Below are 22,064 nucleotides of genomic sequence, written 5' to 3'. Positions count from 1 at the left end.
GGCCCTCCCTAGGAGCTGACAGTGACCCGATTCATCCTCCGCAGGATGCTGCAGGCGGTCGTTGTGGTGTTCCTGGTGACCGTGATCACCTTCCTGATCCTGCATTCTCTCCCCGGCGGCGCGGCGCGCTCCGCGCTCGGACTCGACGCGACGCAGGAACAGATAGACGCCTACAACATCGAGATGGGCTACGACCGCCCGTTCTACGAGCAGTACTTCGCCTACGTCGGACGCCTGCTGAGCGGCGACCTCGGGCGATCCTTCCAGATGAACATGGAGGTGGCCGACGCGATCGCGCAGCGGCTCCCGAAGACCATGGTGCTCAGCCTGTGCTCGATCACCTTGGCTGTGCTCGTCGCGATCCCGTTGGGCGTGATCCAGGCGGTGCGCCGCAACAGGCTGGCGGACTACGTGATCACCGCCATCGCGCTGCTGGCCTACTCCACGCCGATCTTCTTCATGGGCCTCGTGCTCATCATCCTGTTCTCCCAAGTGTGGCCCGTGCTGCCGCCGGAGGCGCCGCAGGGCTTCACACTCGCGGAGGTGCTGTCCAACTGGCAGGGGCTGATCCTGCCCAGTGTCACGCTCGCCATCGTCACCCTGGCCGCCTACTCGCGCTACGTCCGCTCGTCAATGGTGGACAACCTGGAGGAGAACTACATCCGCACCGCCCGCAGCAAGGGACTCAGCGAGGCCCGGGTGGTGTTCGTGCACGCGCTGCGCAACTCGTTGTTCCCGGTGATCACGCTGCTGGGCATGTACCTGCCCGCGCTGTTCTCTGGCGCGCTCGTCGTCGAGAGCCTGTTCAACTATCCAGGGATGGGGCTCATGTTCTGGCAGGCGGCGCAGTTCCGGGACTACCCGGTGTTGCTCGCGACGACGACCATCATTTCTATTGCCACGGTCGTGGGCGCGCTGATCGCGGACATCCTGTACGCGGTCGCCGACCCACGCGTCCGCTACGGAGGTGTGCGATGAATCCGCGAGTCGACGTGGGGAAGAGTGGGCGTCGCAAGCGCGCGGGCCTGGTCCGCCAGGGCGTCGAGGTGTTCGTCGGCAACAAACTCGCGCTGCTCGGCGTCGTGATCCTCGTCCTGTTCGGGCTTTTCTGCTTCGTCGGCCCCTACGTGTGGGTCACCGACCAGGTACACACGGACCTGTCGAACGCCTACCGCGAGCTAAGCGCGGAACACCCGCTCGGCACCGACGGCGTCGGCTACGACCAGCTGGGCAGACTGATGCTCGGCGGGCAGACGTCGATCATCGTCGGGCTGGCGGCCGGCCTACTCGCCACGTTCATCGGCACCATCTGGGGCGCGATCGCGGGCTTCCTGGGCGGGCCTGTCGACGCGATCATGATGCGCATCGTCGACTCCCTGATGGCCATCCCTGCACTGTTCCTGTTCATGCTGGTGGCGACGATCGTCACACCGACGGTGTCGCTGCTGGTGCTCATCATCGGCATGTTCGCCTGGCTCAACCCGGCGCGCCTAATTCGCGGCGAGTCGCTGGCCCTGCGCTCCCGCGAATACATCGTCGCGATGCGGGGCATGGGCGGCGGCTCCCTGCGGGCCGTGCGCACCCACATCGTGCGCAACGCCATCGGCACGGTCATCGTCAACGCCACGTTCCAGGTGGCTGACGCGATCCTCTACGTGGCTTATCTGTCCTTCCTCGGGCTCGGCGTGCCGCCACCGGCGGCGAACTGGGGCGGCATGCTCTCCCAGGGGCTGGCCGAGGTTTACTCGGGTCACTGGTGGCTGCTGTACCCGCCGGGCATCCTCATCATCATCCTCGTCGTGGCGTTCAACTTTGTGGGCGACGGACTCCGCGACGCCTTCGAAGTGCGACTCAGGAGCCGATGACCCATGACAACAACGAACTTGCTCCGGCTCGACGACCTACAGGTGACCATCACGCTGCGGCGCGGCCAGGTGGTGCCGCTGCAGGGCGTTAGCCTGGAGATCGCGCCCGGTGAGACGGTCGGTATCGTCGGTGAGTCGGGCTGTGGCAAGACGATGAGCGCGCTGGCGATCATGGGGCTGCTGCCCCGATCGGGCGCGGTGTCCGGCGGCGGTATCCTGTTCGGCGGCAAGGATCTCACCAAACTGCCCCCGGCGGAGGCGCGCAGGATCCGCGGGCTGGAAATCGGCATGATCTTCCAAGACCCGCTGACCAGCCTCAACCCGACGATGCGCATCGGCGACCAGGTGTCCGAGCCGCTGCGCGTGCACCGCAAGATGCGCAAGCGTGAGGCGCGGGAGAAAGCCATCGACATTCTGCGCAAGGTGGGCATGCCCCGGCCAGAGAAGATCGTTGACGACTACCCGCACCAGCTGTCCGGGGGCATGCGGCAGCGCGTGATGATCGCGATGGCGCTCGTCTGCCAGCCCAGCCTGCTGATCGCCGACGAGCCCACCACGGCGCTCGACGTCACCACGCAGCGGCAGATCCTCGACCTGATCGACGAGCTGAAGCAGGAGTTCAACACGGCGGTGATCCTGGTCACGCATGACCTGGGCGTCGTCGCCGGGCGCGCCGATCGGGTGGCCGTCATGTACGCGGGCCGGATCGTCGAGACCGCACGCACCGCGGACATTTTCGCCAACCCGCAGCACCAGTACACGCGCTCCCTGATCGCCGCGCTGCCGGAGAACACCACCGACACCCGCGAGGAGCTGTACAGCATCCCCGGGATGCCGCCGGATCTGCGTGAGCCGATTGTCGGCTGCCCGTTCGCGCCCCGCTGCCCGCGCGCCCAGGAACGGTGCCGAACCGAGCTGCCGCAGGTGGTCGCCGTCGCGGATGGCGACGACGGGGCACACACCCACGCTTGCTTCCATCCTGCGGGGGAACCGCTGGAACGCAAGCTCACCATCCGGCCGGATCGGGACGAGACCGAGAGCCGGGTGCTGTGCTCGGTGCGCGACCTGCACAAGGACTATCCGGCGATGAGCAACGGGGTGATCCGCCGCCGTGTCGGCTGGGTGCGAGCGGTGAGCGGCGTCAGTTTCGACGTGCACGAAGGCGAGACACTGGGCATCGTCGGAGAGTCGGGCTGCGGCAAATCGACGCTGGGTCGGGTCATCTCCGCGCTGGAGGGGGCCACGTCGGGCGCTGTGCTGGTGGGCGGCAGCGACCTGGCGAAGGCGACGCCGGGGCAGTTGAAGGGGCTCCGGCGTGACGTTCAGATGATGTTCCAGGACTCCTACGCGGCGATGGATCCGCGGATGCGGGTCGATGAGATCCTCTCGGAGCCGCTGGAGATTCAGCGGATCGGCTCGCGGCTGTCGCGCGCCCACAAGGTGGAGTGCATGGTCGGCGACATCGGGCTGAGCGAGGCCGCGCTCGACAAGTACCCGCACGAGTTCTCGGGCGGTCAGCTGCAGCGCGTCGGGTTGGCCCGTTCTCTCGTGCTGGAACCCAAGCTGGTGGTGTGTGACGAGCCGGTCAGCGCGCTGGATGTGTCGGTGCAGGCGCAGGTACTGAACCTGATGCGGCGCATTCAGTTGGAGCGCGACCTGACCTACGTGTTCATCTCGCACGACCTCTCGGTGGTGCGCTACATGTCCGACCGCATCGCGGTGATGTACCTGGGCAAGATCGTCGAGATCGGGCCGGCCAGCGAGGTGGCGGAGAGCGCGAAGCACCCGTACACGCAGGCTCTCATTGACGCGGTGCCCGTCGCCGACCCGCAGCACAAGCCCACCACCCAGGTGGCGATCACGGGGGAGCCCGCGAGCGCCATCGATCCACCCCCCGGGTGCCGGTTCAAGAACCGGTGTCCCTTCGCCACCGGCGCGTGCGACACCGAGCCCCCGCTCGCGGGGGACAGCCACAAGGTGGCTTGTCACTTCCCGTTGAGGTGAGCGGCATGGGTCAGCCAGGTAGCGAGAGGACGGATCAGCAGCCGATTGTCGGGATTGACATTGGCGGCACGACGATGGTGGCCGCGCGTGTGCTGTCCGACGGCACCATCGTCGACCCCGTGCGCGTGCCGAGCCCCGCGAGCGTGAGCGGCGCCGCCGTCGTGACCGAGCTCCGTCGGCTGGTGCACGAGCGGTGGCCCGGGGCTGCGCGGGTCGGGGTCGGGGCGGCGGGCGTGATTGACCCGGCGAGCGGCGCCATCGTCGAGGCCTCGGACTCGTTTCGCGGCTGGCGCGGCTACCCGCTGCAGGCCGAACTCGCTGCCGCCCTCGGCACCGACGTGCGGGTGGTAAACGACGTGAACGCCTTCCTACTCGGCGAGCAGCGCTTCGGGGCGGCGGCGGGCCGGGCCGACTGCTTGGGCATCATGCTCGGCACCGGGGTGGGTGGCGCCGTCATCCTGGGCGGGGAGCTGTGGTGCGGGGCGCGGGGCGCGGCGGCCGAGATCGGCCACATGCCCGGCTCGGGCGACGAGGACTGCACCTGCGGCGGGGTTGGGCACTTGGAGACGCTGGCGGCGGGCCGGATGATTGCGCGTCGCTTCACCGCCGCCCGGGGCGCGGATGCGGTGGGTGACGCGAGCCACGTCGCGGATGCGGCGGATGGCGGCGACGAGGTGGCACGTCGGGTGTTTTGGGAGGCCGGGCGCGCGCTGGGCGTGGCGATGGTGCAGGCCGCGACGCTGTACGACCTGGACACAGTGGTCATCGGCGGGGGAGTGACGCGGGCCTGGCGGTGGATCGCGCCCGGCCTGGCGGAGTCGTTGGAGCGCTACCCGCTGGTTTCGGGGGCCGTGCTGCGGGTGGTGCGCTCGAAACTGGGGGAGCAGGCGGTGCTGCTGGGGGCCGCCAGCGTCGGCAACTGAGGAGGAAAAGGTGCTTGATTTTGATACGCGCCAGGGTCCGGATTTCGGCGACGATGCGCCGAGCTATCCCCGCCCTGGCGTCCCGGAGTGGTTCACGGACGCCAAGCTCGGGTTCTTCATCCATCTCGGCCTGTACTCGGTGCCGGGCTGGGCTTTGACCGGGGACGGGCCAACGCCGGTCGAGGACGCCTACGCGCTGCATCGCTATGCCGAATGGTACGGCAACACGGTGCGGATCCCGTCGCCGACTCGGGAGCGGCACGAGCGGATCTACGGGGTGGGCACCTCCTACGAGGACTTCGCCGACCAGTGGCGGATGCCCGACTTCGACGCGAGCCGCCTGATCGGGCAGATCGCGGCTGCGGGTGCGCGCTACGTCGTGCCGACGGCGAAACACCACGAAGGGTTCTGCCTGTGGGACACTGGAACCACATCCTTCAACTCGGTGCGGCGCGGACCCGGCCGCGACCTGATTCGGGAGCTGCACGACGCGACGCGCGCGATCGGCCTGCGCTTCGGGGTCTACTTTTCGGGTGCCCTCGATTGGCATGTGAGCGACTTCCCGCCCATCCAATCCGACCGTGAGTTGTTCCTGTTTCGGCGCAACGACGAGCGGTTCGCGCGCTACAGCGCCGCGCAACTCGAAGAACTCATTGACCGTTTCTCCCCCGACGTGCTGTGGAACGACATCGACTGGCCCGACGGTGGTAAGGGCCGGGAGGAGTTCGCACTTGCGGCGCTGTTCCGAAGGTATGTGGCGCGGGTGCCCGATGGCGCGTTGAACGACCGATGGGGTGTGCCCTACCACGGCTTCCTCACCCGCGAATACCGGAACATCCCGCACAAGATCGACCACCCTTGGGAGGCGACGCGCGGGCTCGGCCGCTCCTTCGGCTACAACCAGGCGGAGACCGCCGAGGACTCCCTGAGCGGGGCGGAACTGATCCGACTCCTGGTGGATGTCGTCGCAAAGAACGGAAACCTGCTGATCAACGTGGGGCCACGCTCGGACGGCACCATCCCCGACGTGCAGGCGGCCGCGATGGAAGAGCTCGGCAGCTGGCTCGGCCGAAACGGGGATGCCGTGTACGGCACCCGGCCCTGGCGCGACGGGGTATTCGGCGGGCAGCGGATCGTGTGCCGCGACGGCGTCGTCTACGTGCACGTGCTCGACGGGGCCCGCCTCGATCTGCCCGACGCGCTGCTGGGCCTGCCGGTCACTTGGCTGGGTTCGTCGGCCACCGGCGACGAGGTGCCCGCTGAGCTGGCTTCCTCGCCCGTGGCCGTCGCCCGCCTGGGCTGAACACCCCGTCGGTCGCCCGGAGCGGTTGTCAGCCTCGGGGCCTCGCCACTAGCTTGCTGAGGATAGCCAGGTGCGGTGGGGCGTCCAGGTTGATCCGCTCGATCGTGATGCGCAGTTCCTCGTTGTCGAGCATCTCGTGTACGTCGTTCAGCAGCCAGTCGGGCACCCAACCCAGCTCAACCTCCCCTTTCCCCAGCAGAAGCGCTCTGCTGTTCACCAGGTTGTCCGGCTCCGGAACGATGGTGAGTTCATCACCCGGTTTGAAGCGGCTCAGGTCACCCCGGAAGCGGTGGCGTACCCCCGAGACGAAGAACCGGCCGCACCGCACACCTTCGGAGTCGGGTTCGAAGGAGTCGACCACATGGAAAGTGTCCGTGGCGCGGCCGCCCCCGGTGCGGGCCAGGACCTCGACGGGTGGGGCGTCCGTGCTCAACCCGAGCCAGCCCATGTACTCTGCGTAGTTTTCTCTGCGTTTGGTCATCACCCGATTGGCGAAGAACACGGGCAGGGAGTTGTGGAGGTACACCTTGGTGAGGTCCGGGAACTGGACCAGGGGGTGAAACCCGCTCAGCTTGGCTGCGGCGGCGTCGTAACCGAAGGCGTAGCGGCCGTCGGTCAGCGCTTCGAACTGCCCTACCAAGTGGTACCGGCGGCTTTCGGGATCCTTCCAGATCAGGCGGAACTTGTGTTGAACGAGTTTGGAAGCCTCGGGTTGATTCGCCTCAAGTACGGATTGCATCTCGGACTCTCCCTCTGTTCTCCTCCAGCAACAGCCCGATGAACTCAACATGTTCCCTCGGGAGCACGTGTTCGGGGATACGTCCCGCCACACGCTGGACCGCCTGAACATCCAGATCCTCAAGCTTTCGGAGGACCAAGTCTAGGTCATCCCGGTAGCCGGTTAGGGGTTGCTCGCAGCAATATTTCAAGGCAGCTGCCGCGATGTCCACCAAGGATGGCTGGCCTGCGTGGTGGTGGCTCTTTCCTTTGCGGGCCCAATTTGCCAAGCGGCTGGGGTGGCCAACATAGTTTGTCAATTTGTGCGGTGGGATGTCGCAGCCGAAGGCGTTGTTGTGGTCGTAGGTTGGGGCCAACGCTGGCGGGTTTTGGGCTCCAGCGTCTTGAAGCACCCCCCAGTTATGGTGATGACGATCCCTGCCCGCGACGAGCGCGTCGAACACGAGATACCCGGCGAACTGTCCGGGAGCAGTCGTGAAGCCGCTGCCTTCAGTCGGACTGCAAGTTTCCAAAACTCGCATGATGTTGTTGACCGTGTACACGGGGTTCTCTCGCTTGGGGGTCTCGACTTCGTAGCCCTGAACGGAAGCGACCAGAAGTTCGCTTCCGTGTATCAGCTGTTGTCCGGGTTTACAAAAGTCTTTGATCAAGCTGGCCCGGGCTCCCTCGGGATCAACTGCCAGGCATACGCAAGGGGAAGGCAGCCCCAGCTGGCGGGTGACGAAGTGTGCAAGCCCTTCCGCCCAGTCTTCGCCCCTGGCGCAGCTTGAACTGCTTCCTTGTCCCGGTGCAGGGCCACGAACATACTTGACGAGCCAGCGTTCCTTGTTGCCGGTAGCGGGGGATCTTGTGGTGATCCACAGCTTTTTCTTCTGCCCCATGACTTCGTCCTCAACTTCGACGTCGGCTGTTATCTCTGCCGAGAACTGGGCCCAGCTCCCATCATCGCAAACAGGGCACAGCGGGCTTGTTGGGTTCGAATTCACGTCGAGGTCGGCTGTTCGGCGTCGAGCACGGGGATCGCGAGGGTGGTCTTGTAGCGCTCACTGGTTGAGTCCGGGGTGGGGCCCTCGTCGTAGAACTCCCAGTGTGGCTCGCCGGTGATGTAGCCGCGGTCGCTCAAATCGTCGAGGAACTCTTCCCATGCGCCGTGCAGATCATCGTAGGAGCCCTCGTAGGTGGCGACGGCGGTGCGGCCGGCGGGCAGGGAGGAGGGGAGCACCTTCTCGGCACCGATGCGCTTCGCGTGGTCCAGCGGGTGGGCGACGGGGAAACCCGCCTCCACACTCACATGGTGGGCGATCGGCGAGTCAAAGCGGCAGAAGGCCGGCCCGACGGGCCGAAACAGCCCCCGCCGGATCGCCTCTCCGAGGGCGGTAAAGCAGTCGTCCATGAACTCGACGAGCTCGCCTATCTCCAGAGATTCCCGGCGCACCACGACCGTGTCCATGCCCCGGAACTCCACGAATTCGATGATGTTCAAGCCCATAGCACCACACTAGCGCCGCGCCACGCCCGCCTAAGAACTACCTGGCCGGGACGGGGCGGGCCCTGTAAAGTTTGCGCATGTTCACGAAGGTATTGGTGGCCAACCGGGGCGAGATCGCAGTGCGCGCATTCCGGGCGGCATATGAGCTGGGCTGCGACACCGTCGCGGTGTTCGCCTACGAAGACCGAAACGCGGACCACCGCATCAAGGCTCACGAGTCTTACCAGATCGGCGAAGTTGGCCATCCCGTGCGTGCCTATCTGAGCATCGACGAGATCATCCGGGCGGCCAAGGAATCCGGGGCCGATGCGATCTATCCCGGCTACGGCTTCCTATCCGAGAATCCCGACCTGGCCACCGCCTGCCAGGAAAACGGCATCACTTTTATCGGTCCCTCGCCCGAGGTGCTGACGATGGCCGGCAACAAGGTCCGGGCCGTCGAGGCGGCCCGGGCGGCCGGTGTACCGACGCTCAGCTCCAGCCGGCCCGGCACCGACGAGGACGAGCTGGCGGCGGCTGCGGAGCAGATCGGCTTCCCGGTGTTCATCAAAGCCGTGCTTGGTGGCGGCGGGCGCGGGATGCGGCGCGTCGACGACCCGGCCAGGTTCCGTGACGAGCTGCGTGCGGCGATGCGGGAGGCCGACGGGGCGTTCGGCGACGCCACCGTCTTCATCGAGCAGGCCGTGGCCGCGCCGCGTCACATCGAGGTGCAGATCCTCGGTGACTCCGCAGGAAATATCGTGCACCTGTTCGAGCGCGACTGCTCCATCCAGCGCCGCCACCAGAAGGTGGTGGAGATCGCGCCGGCACCCCACATCTCCGACGAGTTGCGCGCCGCCCTGACCGGCGACGCGGTGAAGTTTGCGCGCGCCATCGGCTACACCTGTGCGGGAACCGTCGAGTTCCTGGTGGAGACTCAGGGGCCGCGCGCGGGCCAGCATGTCTTCATCGAGATGAACCCGCGCATCCAGGTGGAGCACACGGTGACGGAGGAAATCACCGATGTCGACCTGGTGCAGGCGCAGCTGCGCATCGCGGCGGGCGAAACCCTCGACGAGATCGGCATCCGGCAAGACGAGCTGGCTATCCGGGGCGCGGCGCTCCAGTGCCGGATCACCACCGAGGACCCCACCAACAGCTTCCGTCCGGATACCGGCGTCATCACCGCCTACCGCTCCGCCCTTGGCGCGGGTATCCGGCTCGACGGTGGCACCTCGGGCGCGGGCGTCGAGATCTCACCACACTTCGACTCGCTGCTGACCAAGCTCACGGCGCGGGGGCGCACCCTGGAACTGGCGGTGGCGCGCGCCAAGCGGGCGCTGGCGGAGTTCCGCATCCGGGGGATCGCCTCCAACATTCCCTTCCTGCGGGCGGTGCTGGACGACCCCGGTTTCGCACAGCCTGGGATGTCCACGTCGTTTATCGACGAGCGGCCGTATCTGTTGAAGGCGCGCACCCCCGCTGACCGCGCGACGAAGTTGCTGCGCTGGGTGGCCGACGTCACCGTCAACCAGCCGCACGGCCCTGCGCCGACAGAGCTGGAGCCCAGCGAGAAGCTGCCGCCGGTGGACCTCGCGCACCCCGCGCCGCCGGGCAGCCACGACCGGCTGCTGCGGCTAGGGGCCGAGGCCTTCGCCGCGGAGCTGCGCGCCGCGACGAAGGTGCAGGTCACCGACACCACCTACCGTGACGCCCACCAGTCGCTGCTCGCCACCCGGTTGCGCACGCGCGACCTCGTCGCGGTCGCCCCCCACCAGGCACGACTGCTGCCCAACATGTTCTCCGTTGAGTGCTGGGGTGGGGCCACCTACGACGTGGCGCTGCGTTTCCTTGGCGAGGACCCGTGGGAGCGGCTTGCGAAGCTGCGCGCGGCGATGCCGAACCAAAACCTGCAGATGCTGCTGCGTGGGCGTAACACCGTCGGCTATACCCCGTATCCGACGGTAGTGACGGAAGCGTTCGTGCACGAGGCCGCTATCACCGGCATCGACATCTTCCGCATCTTCGACGCGCTGAACGATGTCGAGCAGATGCGTCCGGCTATCGACGCGGTGCGCGCCACGGATGCGGTGGCGGAGGTGGCGCTGTGCTACACGTCGAATCTGCTGGACCCGGCCGAAAGCACCTACACGCTTGACCACTACCTGCGGCTCGCGGAGCGGATCGTGGCCGCGGGCGCGCACATCCTGGCGATCAAGGACATGGCGGGGCTGCTGCGCCCGGAGGCCGCGCGCCGTCTCGTTTCCGCGCTGCGGGAGCGGTTCGACCTGCCCGTGCATCTGCACACGCACGACACGACGGGTGGGCAGCTGGCGACGCTGGTGGCGGCCATCGAGGTGGGGGTGGACGCCGTTGACGTGGCGAACTCCGCGCTCAGCTCCACCACGTCGCAGCCGCCGATGTCGGCGCTGCTGGCCGCCCTGGACGGCACCGAGCGGATGCCCGACCTGGATCAGGCGGCGGTGGCGGATCTCGAACCCTATTGGGAAGCGGTGCGGAAGCTGTACCGGCCGTTCGAGTCGGGCCTGCCCGCGCCGACTGGCCGCGTGTACAAGCACGAGATCCCGGGCGGGCAGCTGTCCAACCTGCGGCAGCAGGCGATCGCGCTCGGCTTGGGGGAGCAGTTCGAGGCCATTGAGGATATGTATGCGGCCGCCGACAAGATCCTGGGGCGGCCGACGAAGGTGACTCCGTCGTCGAAGGTGGTGGGCGACCTGGCCCTACACCTGGTGGCGGTGGATGCGGATCCCGAGGAGTTCGAGTCCGATCCGCAGCGCTTCGACATCCCCGACTCGGTCATCGGTTTCTTGAACGGCGAGCTCGGCACCCCCGCGGGTGGGTGGCCGGAGGAGTTCCGGGTCAAGGCGCTCACCGGACGTAGGCAGCGGCCTCGGCTCACCGACGTCGCTCCCGACGACGTGGCCAGGCTTGCCGAGCCGGGCCGCGAGCGGCAGGAAACGCTGAACCGGCTGCTGTTCCCGACCCCCACCAAGGACTTCGAGCAGCTGCGCGAGGACTACGGGGATGTCTCGCTGATCCCGACGGTGCCGTTCTTGTACGGGATGCGCCCGGGGCGCGAGTACGAGGTGCCGTTGGGCAAGGGCGTGACGCTGCTGATGAGACTTGCCTCGATCGGGGAGCCAGACAAGCGAGCCAAACGCTCCGTGATGACCCTGCTGAACGGTCAGCTGCGTCCGGTGCGGGTGCGGGACAACTCGCTGGAATCCGAGGTGCCGGCGGCGGAGAAGGCCGATCCGGGGAACCCGGGCCACGTTGCTGTGCCGTTCGCGGGCGCCGTGACCCCGACGGTGGTGGAGGGCGACGAGGTGGCTGCGGGCGACCCGGTGGCCACCATTGAGGCGATGAAGATGGAGGCGAGCATCAACGCCCCCATCTCGGGCCGGGTGCTTCGTTTGGCGATCCCCTCGACGACTCAGCTGAGCGGCGGCGACCTGGTGCTGGTGATTCAGGCTTAAAACTTGGTTCGGCCTCGCCGCCGGAGCGGGGCTGCCGCAGGCGGGACCGGCCGGGGCTGCGGCAGCCGCCTTCTGCGTCTGACATGCCGGTCGGGAAGGTACGAACCAGGGCTGCCCGGTCAGGTGCGCCGCATCCCAGGGCAATCTTTGCTTGGGCCTGGGCGTCAGCTTTCCAGGACGACGAGATCGAGCCCCTTTTCGGCCGCCCGTTCGCACAGGTCGAGGAGAGGATCAGCTGCTTCCCGGGTGCCGGTTTCGATGGGCGACTCCTCGTCGTCCGCCTCCAACACGGCGCGCAGTGCGGCGGCTGTCTCGGCGACGTGCACCAGCTTGGCGTAGCCGCAGACGCGCCCGGTGGGGGCGCGCAGCGGGATGCCGAGGGGCCGTTCTCCCAGGCGCCGGATGGAGAAGTGGCTGTCCAGACCGTGGCGTGAGAGGTCGAACTCCGCCTCGTCCAGCTGGCGGGCAGCGATGTCGATTGTGAGGTGCTCCGTGGCGCGGTGGGCGAGCAGCACCCGGAATAGCTTCCAGCTGGCGGCCATGCGTTCGGGCGGGATGAAGCCGCCGCTCAGCATTGTGGTGAGATCTTCGGTGGTGGGGCGGGCGGGGTCTACCCGGGTGGGGGATTGGCGGATCAGCGGCCAGAAGCCCCGTGACCTGCGTGAATGGGAGGGGAAGGCACTCGAAGCAGCGGCAGTGAGCTCGGCCGAAAGCTGCTCGTCCGCGCGGAAGATGTCGCGGGCATCGTCGATGGTGATCGCGTAACAGTCCAGCATGTAGAAAGGCTAGTCGAGGCCGCGTCTTCTGAAGCGTGAATCGGTTGAACAGGTCTTTTCGGCACCGCGTAGACTGTGCGACGATGAACCCCCGCGTGCACCAGAAATTGATCCCGCTCGTCCTGCTCGGCGTCGTAGTCGTCGCGCTGGTCGGCGCCCTGGTGTCTTATTTGTAGGCTGCTGTTGATGAAACGTCTTGTTCTCGCTGTGGGCGTCGGCCTGGTTGCCGTCGCTGCTGGTGTGCTCCCTGCGGTTGCGCAGTACGAGGACATCATTCCGGATGCGGAGGTGTTGGGCCTCGCCTGGGACAAGCAGACGGATCGTGTTTGGCTGGCGGAGGGCACGTCGGGCCGGCTGACGGGCTACGACGCGGAGGGCGAGCAATCGTTCATCGAGTGGGAGCCGGCGGGGACGGTGCAGGCGCTCGCCTCCCACGAGAACAAGCTGTACGCGTTGGAGGTCAGCGACGACGGCAAGGCCCGAGTGCTGCAGTTCAACAATCTGAAGCCGGGCAATAAAGAGCCGCGCAGTTTTCCGGTTGCTTTCCCGGATGATGGGGAGCATCAGCCAACGGCCCTCATGCTGTCCAAGAAGGGAAATATTTATCTGGTCACCTCGGGTGAGCAGCCAGGTGTATACCGCATGGCGAAAGAACCATCCGCCGGCAAGAAGAACGAGCTGAAACGGGTATCCGATGCGCCTGCCGGAGTGCGTGATGGCGTGTTTTTGCCCGACGGGGAGATGGTTGCGCTGCGGACGGCGGATGAGTTGCGCGTCGTTGATGCGTTCGAATGGACCACCTCCGTGGCGGAGACGTATGTGGGCAGGGCGCGTGATGAGTCCGTGACGTTGCGTGGTGGAAGGTTGCTTTTTGCGGCCCGGGCCGGCTTGCGGGAGGCGGAGATTCCAGCTGCCGATGCGGAAATGGAACTGCCGAGGCTGCCCGGCGAGCCGGAGGCGGAGCCTGCCCCGGAGCCGACGACCGAGCCGCCTGCGGGAGAGACGATGGAACCGGCGGTCGATGACATGCCGAGGGAGGCGGAATCCAGCTGGTCGACGAACTCCGGGACCTTGGTGGCGCTCGGCATCGCGTCGGCGATAGCGCTTCTGGCTGGGGCCATCACCTTCTTCGTGAAATCCTGACCTGGGCCGCATTAACGCAAGGACCGGTTTGGATTTGGTTGGGAGGATTCCCCAGCGCAAGTTTCTTGGTTATTGTGCTCGTACAAGCGCATTGTGCGAGCAGGTTAACGAAGGACGAAGAAGTGAGATTCACCCGAAGGGTCTGGGCCGGTGCGGTGGTTACCAGCCTGGTTGCGGCTACCTGGTACGCCGCGCCGTTGGCGAGCGCGACGGCAGCGGACCTCATCATCAGCGAGTACGTCGAGGGCCCGAGCAACGAGAAGGCCATTGAGCTTTACAACGGCACCGGTGCTGCGGTGAGCCTTGATGGCTACAAGCTCAGCTTGTACACAAACGGGGCTACCACGGCGCGCAACAACGAAATGTTGACGGGCAGCCTGGCAGCTGGTGCGGCCTACGTCATCCGGCACAAGGACGCCAAGCAGCTCCCGCAGGGCAACCTGGTTTCCTCGGTGACCAACTTCAATGGTGACGACGCCCTCGTGCTGTACAAGGGAGACACCGTCGTCGATTCGATCGGAACGGTGGGCAGCAAGGACAAGTGGGGTCAGGATAAGACGCTGACCCGCAAGCCCGACGTCACTGCGGGTGACAAGATCGTCGGCGACGCCTTCGATCCTGCCGTGCAGTGGAAGGTTGAGGCGAACTCCTCGACGGTGCACCACACTCTGGGCACGCACGTCATGGAGGGCGGCGGGCCGGTTCCGCCGCCCGCGCCGCCCACTCCTTCCGTCAGCCCTACGCCGTCTGTGACGCCCACCCCGAAGCCTGGTGGCACGTGCCAGGTGGCGGGCAAGAAGATCGGCGAGATCCAGGGCACGGGCGATGAGTCCCCGTTGGTCGGGCACACCGTCGAGATGATCGGTACCGTTGTCGGTGACTTCCAGGAGGGCGGATTCAAGGGCTTCTACCTGCAGGATGCGGGCGACGGCGACCCGGCCACCTCGGATGGCATCTTCGTCTACGACGGCAAATCCAAGGCCGGTGACGTGCAGGTCGGGGACGTCGTCTACGTCAAGGGTGGCGTCAAGGAAAACTACGGCATGACGCAGGTGACGCTGGTCGAGGCGGAGAAGTGCGCGACGGCGGCGCTGCCGGAGCCGACGATCGTCGATTTCCCCAACACCGGTTTTGAGAAGTTCGAGGGCATGCTGGTTTCGTTTGCGAAGCCGCTGACGGTGCTGGAAACCTACCAGTATGGCCGCTACGGGCAGATCGCGGTCGGGCCCGAGCGCCAGTTCCAGCCCAGCGCCGTGCACGCGCCGGACAGCGCCGAGGCACGCGCGTTGCTGGCCAGCAATGCGGCCAACCGCGTGCTGATCGACGACGGCCGCTCGGCCCAGAACGCCTCGCCGGCCCTGCATCCGGCGTCGCTCCGGCCGTTGACCGCGGAGACCACCTTCCGCGGCGGCGACCAGATCAGCTCGCTGGCGGGTGTGCTCGACTACCGATTCAACAACTGGGCGGTTCAGCCAGTGAAGCCGGGCCAGATCAAGGCCGTGAACCCGCGGGCGGGCCGCCCCGACGTCGGCGGCGATCTCAAGGTGGCCAGCTTCAACGTGCTGAACTACTTCACCACGCTGAAGAGCGAGGATCCGAACGCGCGCGGCGCGGACAACGCAGAGGAGTTCCAGCGGCAGGAGGCGAAGATCGTGGCCGCCATCAACAAGGTGGACGGCGCGATCATGGGGCTCAACGAGGTCGAGAACAACGCGACCGCACTGGAGTCGCTGGTGGCGGCCCTCAACAAAGCGGCGGGCAGCGCTAAGTGGGCGGCGCTGAAGACGGGCAGGATCGGCTCGGACGCGATCACCACAGCATTCATCTACCAGCCGGCGCTCGTCGAGCTGGTGGGCGACTTCGACACGCTGACGAAAGCGGATGATCCGGAGTTCAACGACGGGAAGAACCGCCCGACGCTCGCGCAGACTTTCAAGCACAAGGCGAGCGGTGAGACGATCACGGTGGCGGTCAACCACCTGAAGTCGAAGGGTTCCGCCTGCGGCGACCCCTCCGAGGCCACCATGCAGCCGATCGTGGGCAACTGCAACGAGACCCGCACCAAGGCCGCCAAGGCGATGGCCAAGTGGCTGAAGGGTTCCTCGATCGGGGTTACCAAGTCCGAGAACATCCTCATCATGGGGGATCTCAACTCCTACGACCACGAGTCGCCGATCGGGGAGCTGATTGACGCGGGCTTCGCCGATCAGATCAAACGCTTCGGGGGCGAGTTCGCTTACTCTTACGTGTTCAACGGCCAGCTCGGCTACCTCGATCACGCCCTGGCCAACCCCGCGTTGGCGAGCAGGATCGTCGGGGCGGCGGAGTGGAACATCAACTCGGACGAGATGAGCTTGATCGACTACGACACTAGTTTCAAGAAACCTGCCGAGCAGGCGCTTTACCGGGCCGACGAGTTCCGCTCCTCGGATCACGACCCGGTGATCGTGGGGATCCAGTTCGGAAAGAAGCCCTCGCCGGAGCCGAGTGTGACTCCTTCCCCGGAGCCGAGTGTGACTCCTTCCCCGGAGCCGAGTGTGACTCCTTCCCCGGAGCCGAGCGTTACGCCGTCGCCTGCGCCAAGCGTGACTCCCACCGGCTCGCCGAGTGTGACGCCGACGGCGTCCCCTTCGGCCCCGCTGCCGGAACTGCCGCTGGCCAACGACGCGGATGCGAAGGCCTGCGTCGAATCGGGCGGCGTCTACGTGGTGGTTGACGGTTTCGAAGGCAGCAAGGTCTGGGGCGGTTGTGCCCGCCAGTTCGGCGATGCAGTTGAGGCTCTCCGGTCGGCTGGTTTCTCACCTGAGCTGCGCGCCGCCGGCCCCTTCCGCTCGAAGGGCATGGTGGTCGTCGGAATCAACGGCCGAAAGGCGGCTGACGGCGCCAGCTGGAACGTGTTCGGCAAGAGCATCGACACCGCAAAGCAACAGTGGAACCCGTGGTCGCCCTGGTCGCAGAAGCGGGCCGTCAAGGCCGGGACGGTGCTCGGCTGGGCGCTCGGAAAATCTATGGAAGTGGCTCCCCGGTGGGACGGCTACAAGCTGGGCAGCAAGCCATCGGGTAAGCAGCCCAAACCCAAGCCCGGTAAGCCGAGGCCGGGTCTGCCCAAGACGGGCAGCTAGCCAAACCCTTAACGGATTCTGGGGGCGTCCCGCGCAGGGGCGCCCCCGGCTTTGCTTGCGGGCCGGGAGGTAGGCTGGGGGGAGTGGAGCGGAATCCTCACGAACGCTGGCTGGCACCGTTGCCGAATCGCCTTCGGCGGCTCGGGTTCCGGCATTGTTTCGCCGACGTTTGTTCCGGGGCGACGATCAGCTTCGTGCGCGGCCCGGCCAACGGCGAGCCGTTGGTGCTGATCCCGGCCCAGATGGGCACCTGGCAGAGCTACGCGGGCGTTGCCGCGAGCTTGAGCGTCGACTTTGAGGTGTTCCTCGTGGACGTTCCGGGGCACGGGTCGTCGTCGTGGCTCACGGGCCAGTACTCGTGGTCGGCAGTGGGCGAGCGCCTGGCGGAGTTGCTGGGGCGGGTCGTGCGCCGCCCGGCCATCGTTGCCGGCAACTCGTCGGGTGGGATCCTAGCTCTCTGGCTGGCCGCTGAACGCCCCGAACTGGTGAGCGGGATCGTGCTGGAGGACGCCCCGGTGTTCTCGGTGGAGTGGCCCAGATTTCGTGATCGGGATCGCTTTGTCTATCAAGGTTTGGTGCGCGCCTACCAGGTGCTTTCCCAGCCCAATCGGCGGCTGGCTGACTACTTCCGAGGCGCAGAGCTGCCGCTGTCGGCAAAGCGGGTGAAGCGCGTGCCCGACTGGGTGATCGAGCGCATCATCGATCCCGGGGTGCGGCGCTGGGAGTCCCGGCACCCGGGAGAACCCTCGGGCTTCGATGCGTGGTGGGCGCCGTCGTCGTTCGGGGAACTCTTCCGGGCGCTTTCCATGTTCGACCCCGATTTCTCCCTGGCTTTCATTGACGGTCGCATGTACGGCGACTTTCGTCATGCCGACGCGTTATCTGCGGTCAAGCAGCCGATGCTGCTGATGCATGGGCGCTGGCTCCGCCTCGAACCCTACGGCCTGGTGGGGGCCCTGGATGATGAGGATGTCCGACGGGTGTGCGAATTGGCACCACAGTGCGTGGTGCGGCGGTTCGACGTCAACCACGTCGTCCACCGGTTCGCCCGACGCGGGTACACGCGTGCGGTGCGCGATTGGGTCAGATCCGTTCGATGACGTAGTTCAGGCAGTCGACCAGGGCGGCCACGTCCTCCGGGTCCACGGCCGCGTAGCAGCCAATCCGCAGCTGGTTGCGTCCCAGGGAGCGGTATGGGTCGATGTCGGTGATGCCGTTGTCTAGCAGCACAGAGATCAGATAGCTCGCGTCGATGGCCTCGTCGAAGTCGATCGTGGCCACCACGCTGGAGCGATCGGCGGGGTTTGCGACGAAGGGAGACGCGAAGTCGTGTCGCTCCGCCCAGTCGTAGAGGATCCGCGTGCTGCGCTCGCACCGGGTGGCTGCGGCGGTGAGACCACCGATGCTGATCAGCCACTCCAGCTGCGCTTCGAGCAGCAGCAGGGTGGCGATGGCGGGTGTGTTGAGGGTCTGCTGCTTGCGGGAGTTGTCGAGCGCGGTCGTGAAGCTCAGTATCTCGGGAATCCACCGCCCGGACGACGCGATCGTCTCAGCCCGCTCGATTGCGGCAGGTGAGGCGAACGCGAGCCACAGCCCACCGTCGGATGCGAAGTTCTTCTGCGGTGCGAAATAGTAGAGGTCGGTCTCCGCGAGATCGACGGTGGTGCCGCCGGCGGCGCTCGTCGCGTCGACGAGCATGAGGCCCCCAGGGATGCGGCTTACCGGCGACATGGCCCCGGTGGAGGTCTCGTTGTGGGTGACCGCGTAGGTGTCGGCACCGCACTCCGGGGGGAGTGCGACGGATCCGGCCGGGGCCTCGACCACCGAGGCCTTCAGGTGCGGGGAACGGCCGACGGCTGCGGCGAACTTGCGGCTGAACTCGCCGAACACGCCGTGGGCGCTGTGGTGTTGGATCAGCGAGCAGGTGGCGAGGTCCCAAACCAGGCTGGCGCCACCGTTGCCCAAGATCACCTCGTAGCCGTCCGGTGCGTGGTACAGCTCGATGAGCATGGCCTGGATGCGACCGACGAGGTCTCGTACCGGGGGTTTGCGGTGTGAAGTGCCCATGATGTGGGCGCGCCCGACAAATCGCTCCATCGCCTCACTGCGGATTTTCGCGGGCCCGGAGCCAAACCGTCCGTCTTTCGGGAGAAGATGATGAGGAATCTGCACGCCCAATCATTGCATTTGTCGTTGTCGTGTAGGCCCTCGGCCCATATGAAGGACGTAGCCCCCGCCCCGAGGAAATCGGGCTGCTGGGCGGTGGTTGAATTGGCGCCATGGCAACTTTGGATGTTCGTGCAGCTGTTACCCCTGAGGGCGTCGTGGAGAACGCGCGTCTCGCTTTCGAAGGCGACCGAATCGTCGAAGTGTCGCGCGGGGAGGGCAGCGGTAACGGACTGTGGGCGGTGCCCGGCTTCGTCGACACACACTGCCATGGCGCGGTGCAGGTGAGCTTTGGTGACCCGGATCTGGAGGCCAACCGGCGGGCCCGTCGATTCCATCTGGAGCATGGGTCGACGACGCTGTTCGCCAGCACGGTGACGCTCAGCATCTCCGACCTGGAGGAGCAGGAGCGTGTGCTGCGTGCGCTCCACGAGGAGGGCACCATCGATGGGATTCATCTGGAGGGGCCGTTCTTGGCGCCGGAGAAGAAGGGAGCGCATCCGCTTGAGCTGCTCATCGACCCGGATCCCGAGTCGGTTGACCGGTTGATCGCGGCGGGGGGCCCGGCGCTGAAGATGATCACCATGGCGCCCGAGCGGGAGCAGTCGATGGCGGCCATCCGCCGGTTCCGCGAGGCTGGTGTCGTTGTCGCCTTCGGGCATTCGAGCGCGGACGCCGACACGTGCCGGGCGTCGATCGAGGCGGGCGCGACGGCGGCCACCCACCTGTTCAACGCCATGAACTCGATTCATCACCGGGTGCCCGGCCCGGTGCCCGCATTGCTGCACGACGAGCGGATCCTGGCGGAGTTGATCTGCGACGGCGTGCACCTGAACGCGGATGTGGTGCGGATGGCGTACGAGGCGGCGGGGGCGGGGCGGATCGCGCTGGTCACGGATGCCATGAGCGCGACGGGCGCGTCGGACGGCGACTACATGCTGGGCAACTTGGCGGTGCAGGTGCGCGGCGGCGTCGCGCGCCTGGCCACCTCCGACGGTTCACAGGGCGCGATCGCGGGCAGCACGCTCACCATGGACGAGGCTTTCCGCTTCTGCGTGACCGAGGTGGGGTTGCCCATCGTCGAGGTGGCCCGCATGGCGGCCAGCACGCCGGCGCGTTACCACGAGCTGGCGGACGTGGGTGAGCTTGCGGTGGGCAAGCGGGCCGACGTCTGCCTGGTGGATGACGAGGGCCGGCTGCACGAGGTGTGGCACAAGGGTGAGCGGGTTCGGTAACGGCCAGCATTCCCCAGTTTTTGGGAGTACCTTTGTTGTCGTGGGTTCGGGTAAGGAGCGACGATGAGCGATTTGATCGATACCACCGAGATGTACCTGCGCACCATTTTCGAACTGATCGAGGAGCGGGTTCCGCCGCTTCGGGCGCGCATTGCAGAGCGGCTACATCAGTCGGGGCCCACGGTCTCGCAGACCGTTTCCAGGATGGAGCGCGACGGGCTGCTGGCGGTCGCCCCGGATCGGACCATCAAACTTACCCACAAGGGCATGCAGATCGCTCGCGGGGTGATGCGCAAACATCGTCTGGCAGAGCGACTGTTGATGGACGTGATTGGCCTCGACTGGGAGAAGGTCCACGACGAGGCGTGCCGCTGGGAGCATGTGATCTCCACGGACGTGGAGAAACGGTTGGTGAAGCTTCTCGGCCAGCCCACCAGCTCTCCGTACGGCAACCCGATTCCGGCTATGGAGGAGTTGGGGGTTGATGCCAAGCCCGTTCGGTTCAGCGAAGGGGTTGTGCGGCTGTGTGATGTGCCCGATGGGAGGCCCGTCCGGCTGGTGGTTGCGCGGATGAGCGAGCACCTGCAGGCGCACCAGGGCCTGCTGTCCAAGCTCGCGGAGGGCGGAATCCGGCCCGGGGCTGAGGTGAGTGTCACCGACGATGGGCTCACCATCGTCGGCCCGGATGGCCAGGTGCGGTTGACGCCTTCCCAGCTGGAGTTGCTTTTCGTGGCGGTGTCAGACGGTGAGTGACGGCCAGCTGCGGTGGCTGTTGGCGCAGCGCCCCGGGGCGCTGGAGGCTTTGCTGGCGCGGAGCCTGGGGGGTGCGCAGTCCCCGTTCGACTGGTTGGCTCGGGTGGTTTCCGCGAGCGCGAAGCGGGTGCTGGTGGTCGCCTGCGGCAGCGGGGGATTGGTCAAGCGGCTGCAGGCTCGGGGGCGGATCGTCGTGGGGCTGGACTGGTCGGAGAGTTCGCTGAACGCGGCGCGCTCCGGCGGCAGCGAGGTGCTGGTGCGCGCGGACGCCAACCATCTGCCCTTCGCCGATGACGTGTTCGACACCGTGTTGACCGATGTCGGGTTGGCCGTCAACGAGAACCGCGACGTGATGCTGCGCGAGATCGCGCGCGTGCTGCGGGTGGGGGGAATGTTTGCGGGCCTCACCCCGTCGCATCGCCCGCTGAGCGCGGGTGACCTCAAGGTGGTGGCGCCGCTCACCGTGCTGCTTCGTCGGATGCCGCACGTGCCGGGGGAGAGCGAGTTTCGGGCGCGCAAGCTGCTGGAGGCTGCGGGGCTCACCAAGGCGGAGGATTCTCGGGCACGCTTCCACTTCACCGTACGCGACGCGGATGACGCGGAGTTGTTGCTGGCTGGGTTGCGTGCCGCCGACGATCCGAGCCGGGCGCGCAAAGCTGTCGAATACCTCACCGACGCCGCCCGCACTCAGCCGGTGGAGTTTCCGTTGCCCTTCAGGCGGGTGTTGGCGCTCAAGTAGCGCTGACGGCTTCGAGACGAGCCGGCCGGCGGAGCGTGTGACGAGAGTGAGTAGGGGTGCTTAGTGGATGGTGCGGGGAGTGAGTATGTGGGCTCATTTTTCGTGTTGGTTGGGGTGGGGTGGTGGTGTGTGGCCGGGTGGGGTGGCATTCTTGGTGGTGGCCGTTGGCCTGGGCTTGCCTGGCGTTGGTGGGCGGGCGTTTGATCAGAGAGGATTCCGCTGTGCGTGTTGACTATTTTGATGATGAGTATGATCCGCTGGCTCCGGTGTTTTACTCGGATGAGGGTGAGGCTGGTGATGATGGTTTAGGGGATGTGCCGGCCGCGGATGGT

General features: G+C 66.6%; 17 protein-coding genes. 12 read left to right on the top strand and 5 right to left on the bottom strand.

The features are described 5' to 3' along the window. The first annotated feature begins 21 nt into the window (after window positions 1-21). From EII42_RS05665 to EII42_RS05645, 5 genes are read left to right on the top strand one after another with little or no spacing between them, the layout of a single operon-like run. Window positions 22-978, top strand: a complete 957-nt coding sequence (locus tag EII42_RS05665) for an ABC transporter permease (RefSeq protein WP_125171147.1) — start codon at window positions 22-24, stop codon at window positions 976-978. Next, entirely contained in the window at window positions 975-1,865 is an 891-nt protein-coding gene (locus EII42_RS05660) for an ABC transporter permease (protein ID WP_125171146.1), read from the top strand. The genes EII42_RS05665 and EII42_RS05660 overlap by 4 nt, the downstream gene beginning before the upstream one ends. 3 nt (window positions 1,866-1,868) lie before the next feature. Then, complete coding sequence (locus EII42_RS05655; RefSeq protein ID WP_125171145.1) at window positions 1,869-3,869, top strand: ABC transporter ATP-binding protein; 2,001 nt, start codon at window positions 1,869-1,871, stop codon at window positions 3,867-3,869. Window positions 3,870-3,874: 5 nt separating this feature from the next. Further along, window positions 3,875-4,792 (top strand): ROK family protein, encoded by a 918-nt coding sequence (locus EII42_RS05650; RefSeq protein ID WP_125171144.1) that lies wholly within the window; start codon window positions 3,875-3,877, stop codon window positions 4,790-4,792. A 10-nt stretch (window positions 4,793-4,802) separates the two neighbouring features. Continuing rightward, window positions 4,803-6,095 (top strand): alpha-L-fucosidase, encoded by a 1,293-nt coding sequence (locus tag EII42_RS05645; protein WP_125171143.1) that lies wholly within the window; start codon window positions 4,803-4,805, stop codon window positions 6,093-6,095. Window positions 6,096-6,123: 28 nt separating this feature from the next. Here the strand turns inward: EII42_RS05645 and EII42_RS05640 are convergent, their stop codons facing one another. From EII42_RS05640 to EII42_RS05630, 3 genes are all read right to left on the bottom strand, one after another. After that, window positions 6,124-6,834, bottom strand: coding sequence for a hypothetical protein (locus tag EII42_RS05640; protein WP_125171142.1), 711 nt, complete (start codon window positions 6,832-6,834; stop codon window positions 6,124-6,126). Next, a complete protein-coding gene (locus tag EII42_RS05635) occupies window positions 6,818-7,714 on the bottom strand; it encodes a HipA domain-containing protein (RefSeq protein WP_125171141.1) in 897 nt (298 codons plus the stop codon). The genes EII42_RS05640 and EII42_RS05635 overlap by 17 nt, the downstream gene beginning before the upstream one ends. A 101-nt stretch (window positions 7,715-7,815) precedes the next feature. After that, the gene (locus EII42_RS05630) at window positions 7,816-8,322 is read right to left on the bottom strand and encodes a GyrI-like domain-containing protein (RefSeq protein WP_125171140.1); all 507 of its coding nucleotides are present in this window, start codon (window positions 8,320-8,322) and stop codon (window positions 7,816-7,818) included. Window positions 8,323-8,399: 77 nt separating this feature from the next. Here EII42_RS05630 and EII42_RS05625 point away from each other — a divergent pair, with 77 nt between their 5' ends. Then, entirely contained in the window at window positions 8,400-11,798 is a 3,399-nt protein-coding gene (locus EII42_RS05625) for a pyruvate carboxylase (RefSeq protein WP_125171139.1), read from the top strand. Window positions 11,799-11,962: 164 nt separating this feature from the next. Here EII42_RS05625 and EII42_RS05620 read toward each other — a convergent pair whose 3' ends face one another. Further along, window positions 11,963-12,574, bottom strand: a complete 612-nt coding sequence (locus EII42_RS05620) for a hypothetical protein (protein WP_125171138.1) — start codon at window positions 12,572-12,574, stop codon at window positions 11,963-11,965. 186 nt (window positions 12,575-12,760) lie between these two features. On the opposite strand from EII42_RS05620, the gene EII42_RS05615 reads away from it, so the two are divergent. The 3 genes from EII42_RS05615 to EII42_RS05605 all read left to right on the top strand — a co-directional run bounded on the left by EII42_RS05615 (window position 12,761) and on the right by EII42_RS05605 (window position 17,939). After that, window positions 12,761-13,717: a hypothetical protein gene (locus tag EII42_RS05615; RefSeq protein WP_125171137.1), complete on the top strand. Its 957-nt coding sequence runs from the start codon at window positions 12,761-12,763 to the stop codon at window positions 13,715-13,717. Window positions 13,718-13,839: 122 nt separating this feature from the next. Further along, window positions 13,840-16,839, top strand: a complete 3,000-nt coding sequence (locus EII42_RS05610) for an ExeM/NucH family extracellular endonuclease (protein ID WP_125171136.1) — start codon at window positions 13,840-13,842, stop codon at window positions 16,837-16,839. A gap of 83 nt (window positions 16,840-16,922) precedes the next feature. Then, window positions 16,923-17,939, top strand: a complete 1,017-nt coding sequence (locus EII42_RS05605; protein ID WP_125171135.1) for an alpha/beta fold hydrolase — start codon at window positions 16,923-16,925, stop codon at window positions 17,937-17,939. Here EII42_RS05605 and serC read toward each other — a convergent pair. After that, complete coding sequence (serC, locus tag EII42_RS05600; protein WP_233558288.1) at window positions 17,923-18,936, bottom strand: phosphoserine transaminase; 1,014 nt, start codon at window positions 18,934-18,936, stop codon at window positions 17,923-17,925. The genes EII42_RS05605 and serC overlap by 17 nt on opposite strands. Before the next feature lie 182 nt (window positions 18,937-19,118). Here serC and nagA point away from each other — a divergent pair, with 182 nt between their 5' ends. The 3 genes from nagA (at window position 19,119) to EII42_RS05585 (ending at window position 21,732) form a co-directional block, all read left to right on the top strand. After that, window positions 19,119-20,240, top strand: a complete 1,122-nt coding sequence (gene nagA, locus EII42_RS05595) for an N-acetylglucosamine-6-phosphate deacetylase (protein ID WP_125171133.1) — start codon at window positions 19,119-19,121, stop codon at window positions 20,238-20,240. Between the two features lie 63 nt (window positions 20,241-20,303). Beyond that, window positions 20,304-20,993, top strand: coding sequence for a metal-dependent transcriptional regulator (locus EII42_RS05590; RefSeq protein WP_125171132.1), 690 nt, complete (start codon window positions 20,304-20,306; stop codon window positions 20,991-20,993). Then, the gene (locus tag EII42_RS05585) at window positions 20,986-21,732 is read left to right on the top strand and encodes a class I SAM-dependent methyltransferase (RefSeq protein ID WP_125171131.1); all 747 of its coding nucleotides are present in this window, start codon (window positions 20,986-20,988) and stop codon (window positions 21,730-21,732) included. Before EII42_RS05590 ends, EII42_RS05585 begins: the two co-directional genes overlap by 8 nt. Window positions 21,733-22,064: the final 332 nt, after the last annotated feature.

Source organism: Tessaracoccus sp. OH4464_COT-324, from assembly GCF_003932855.1.
In the GTDB taxonomy this organism is placed as follows: Bacteria; Actinomycetota; Actinomycetes; order Propionibacteriales; family Propionibacteriaceae; genus Arachnia.
Note: the sequence above shows the minus strand (reverse complement) of the source record. Positions and strands in the feature narration are given on the sequence as shown.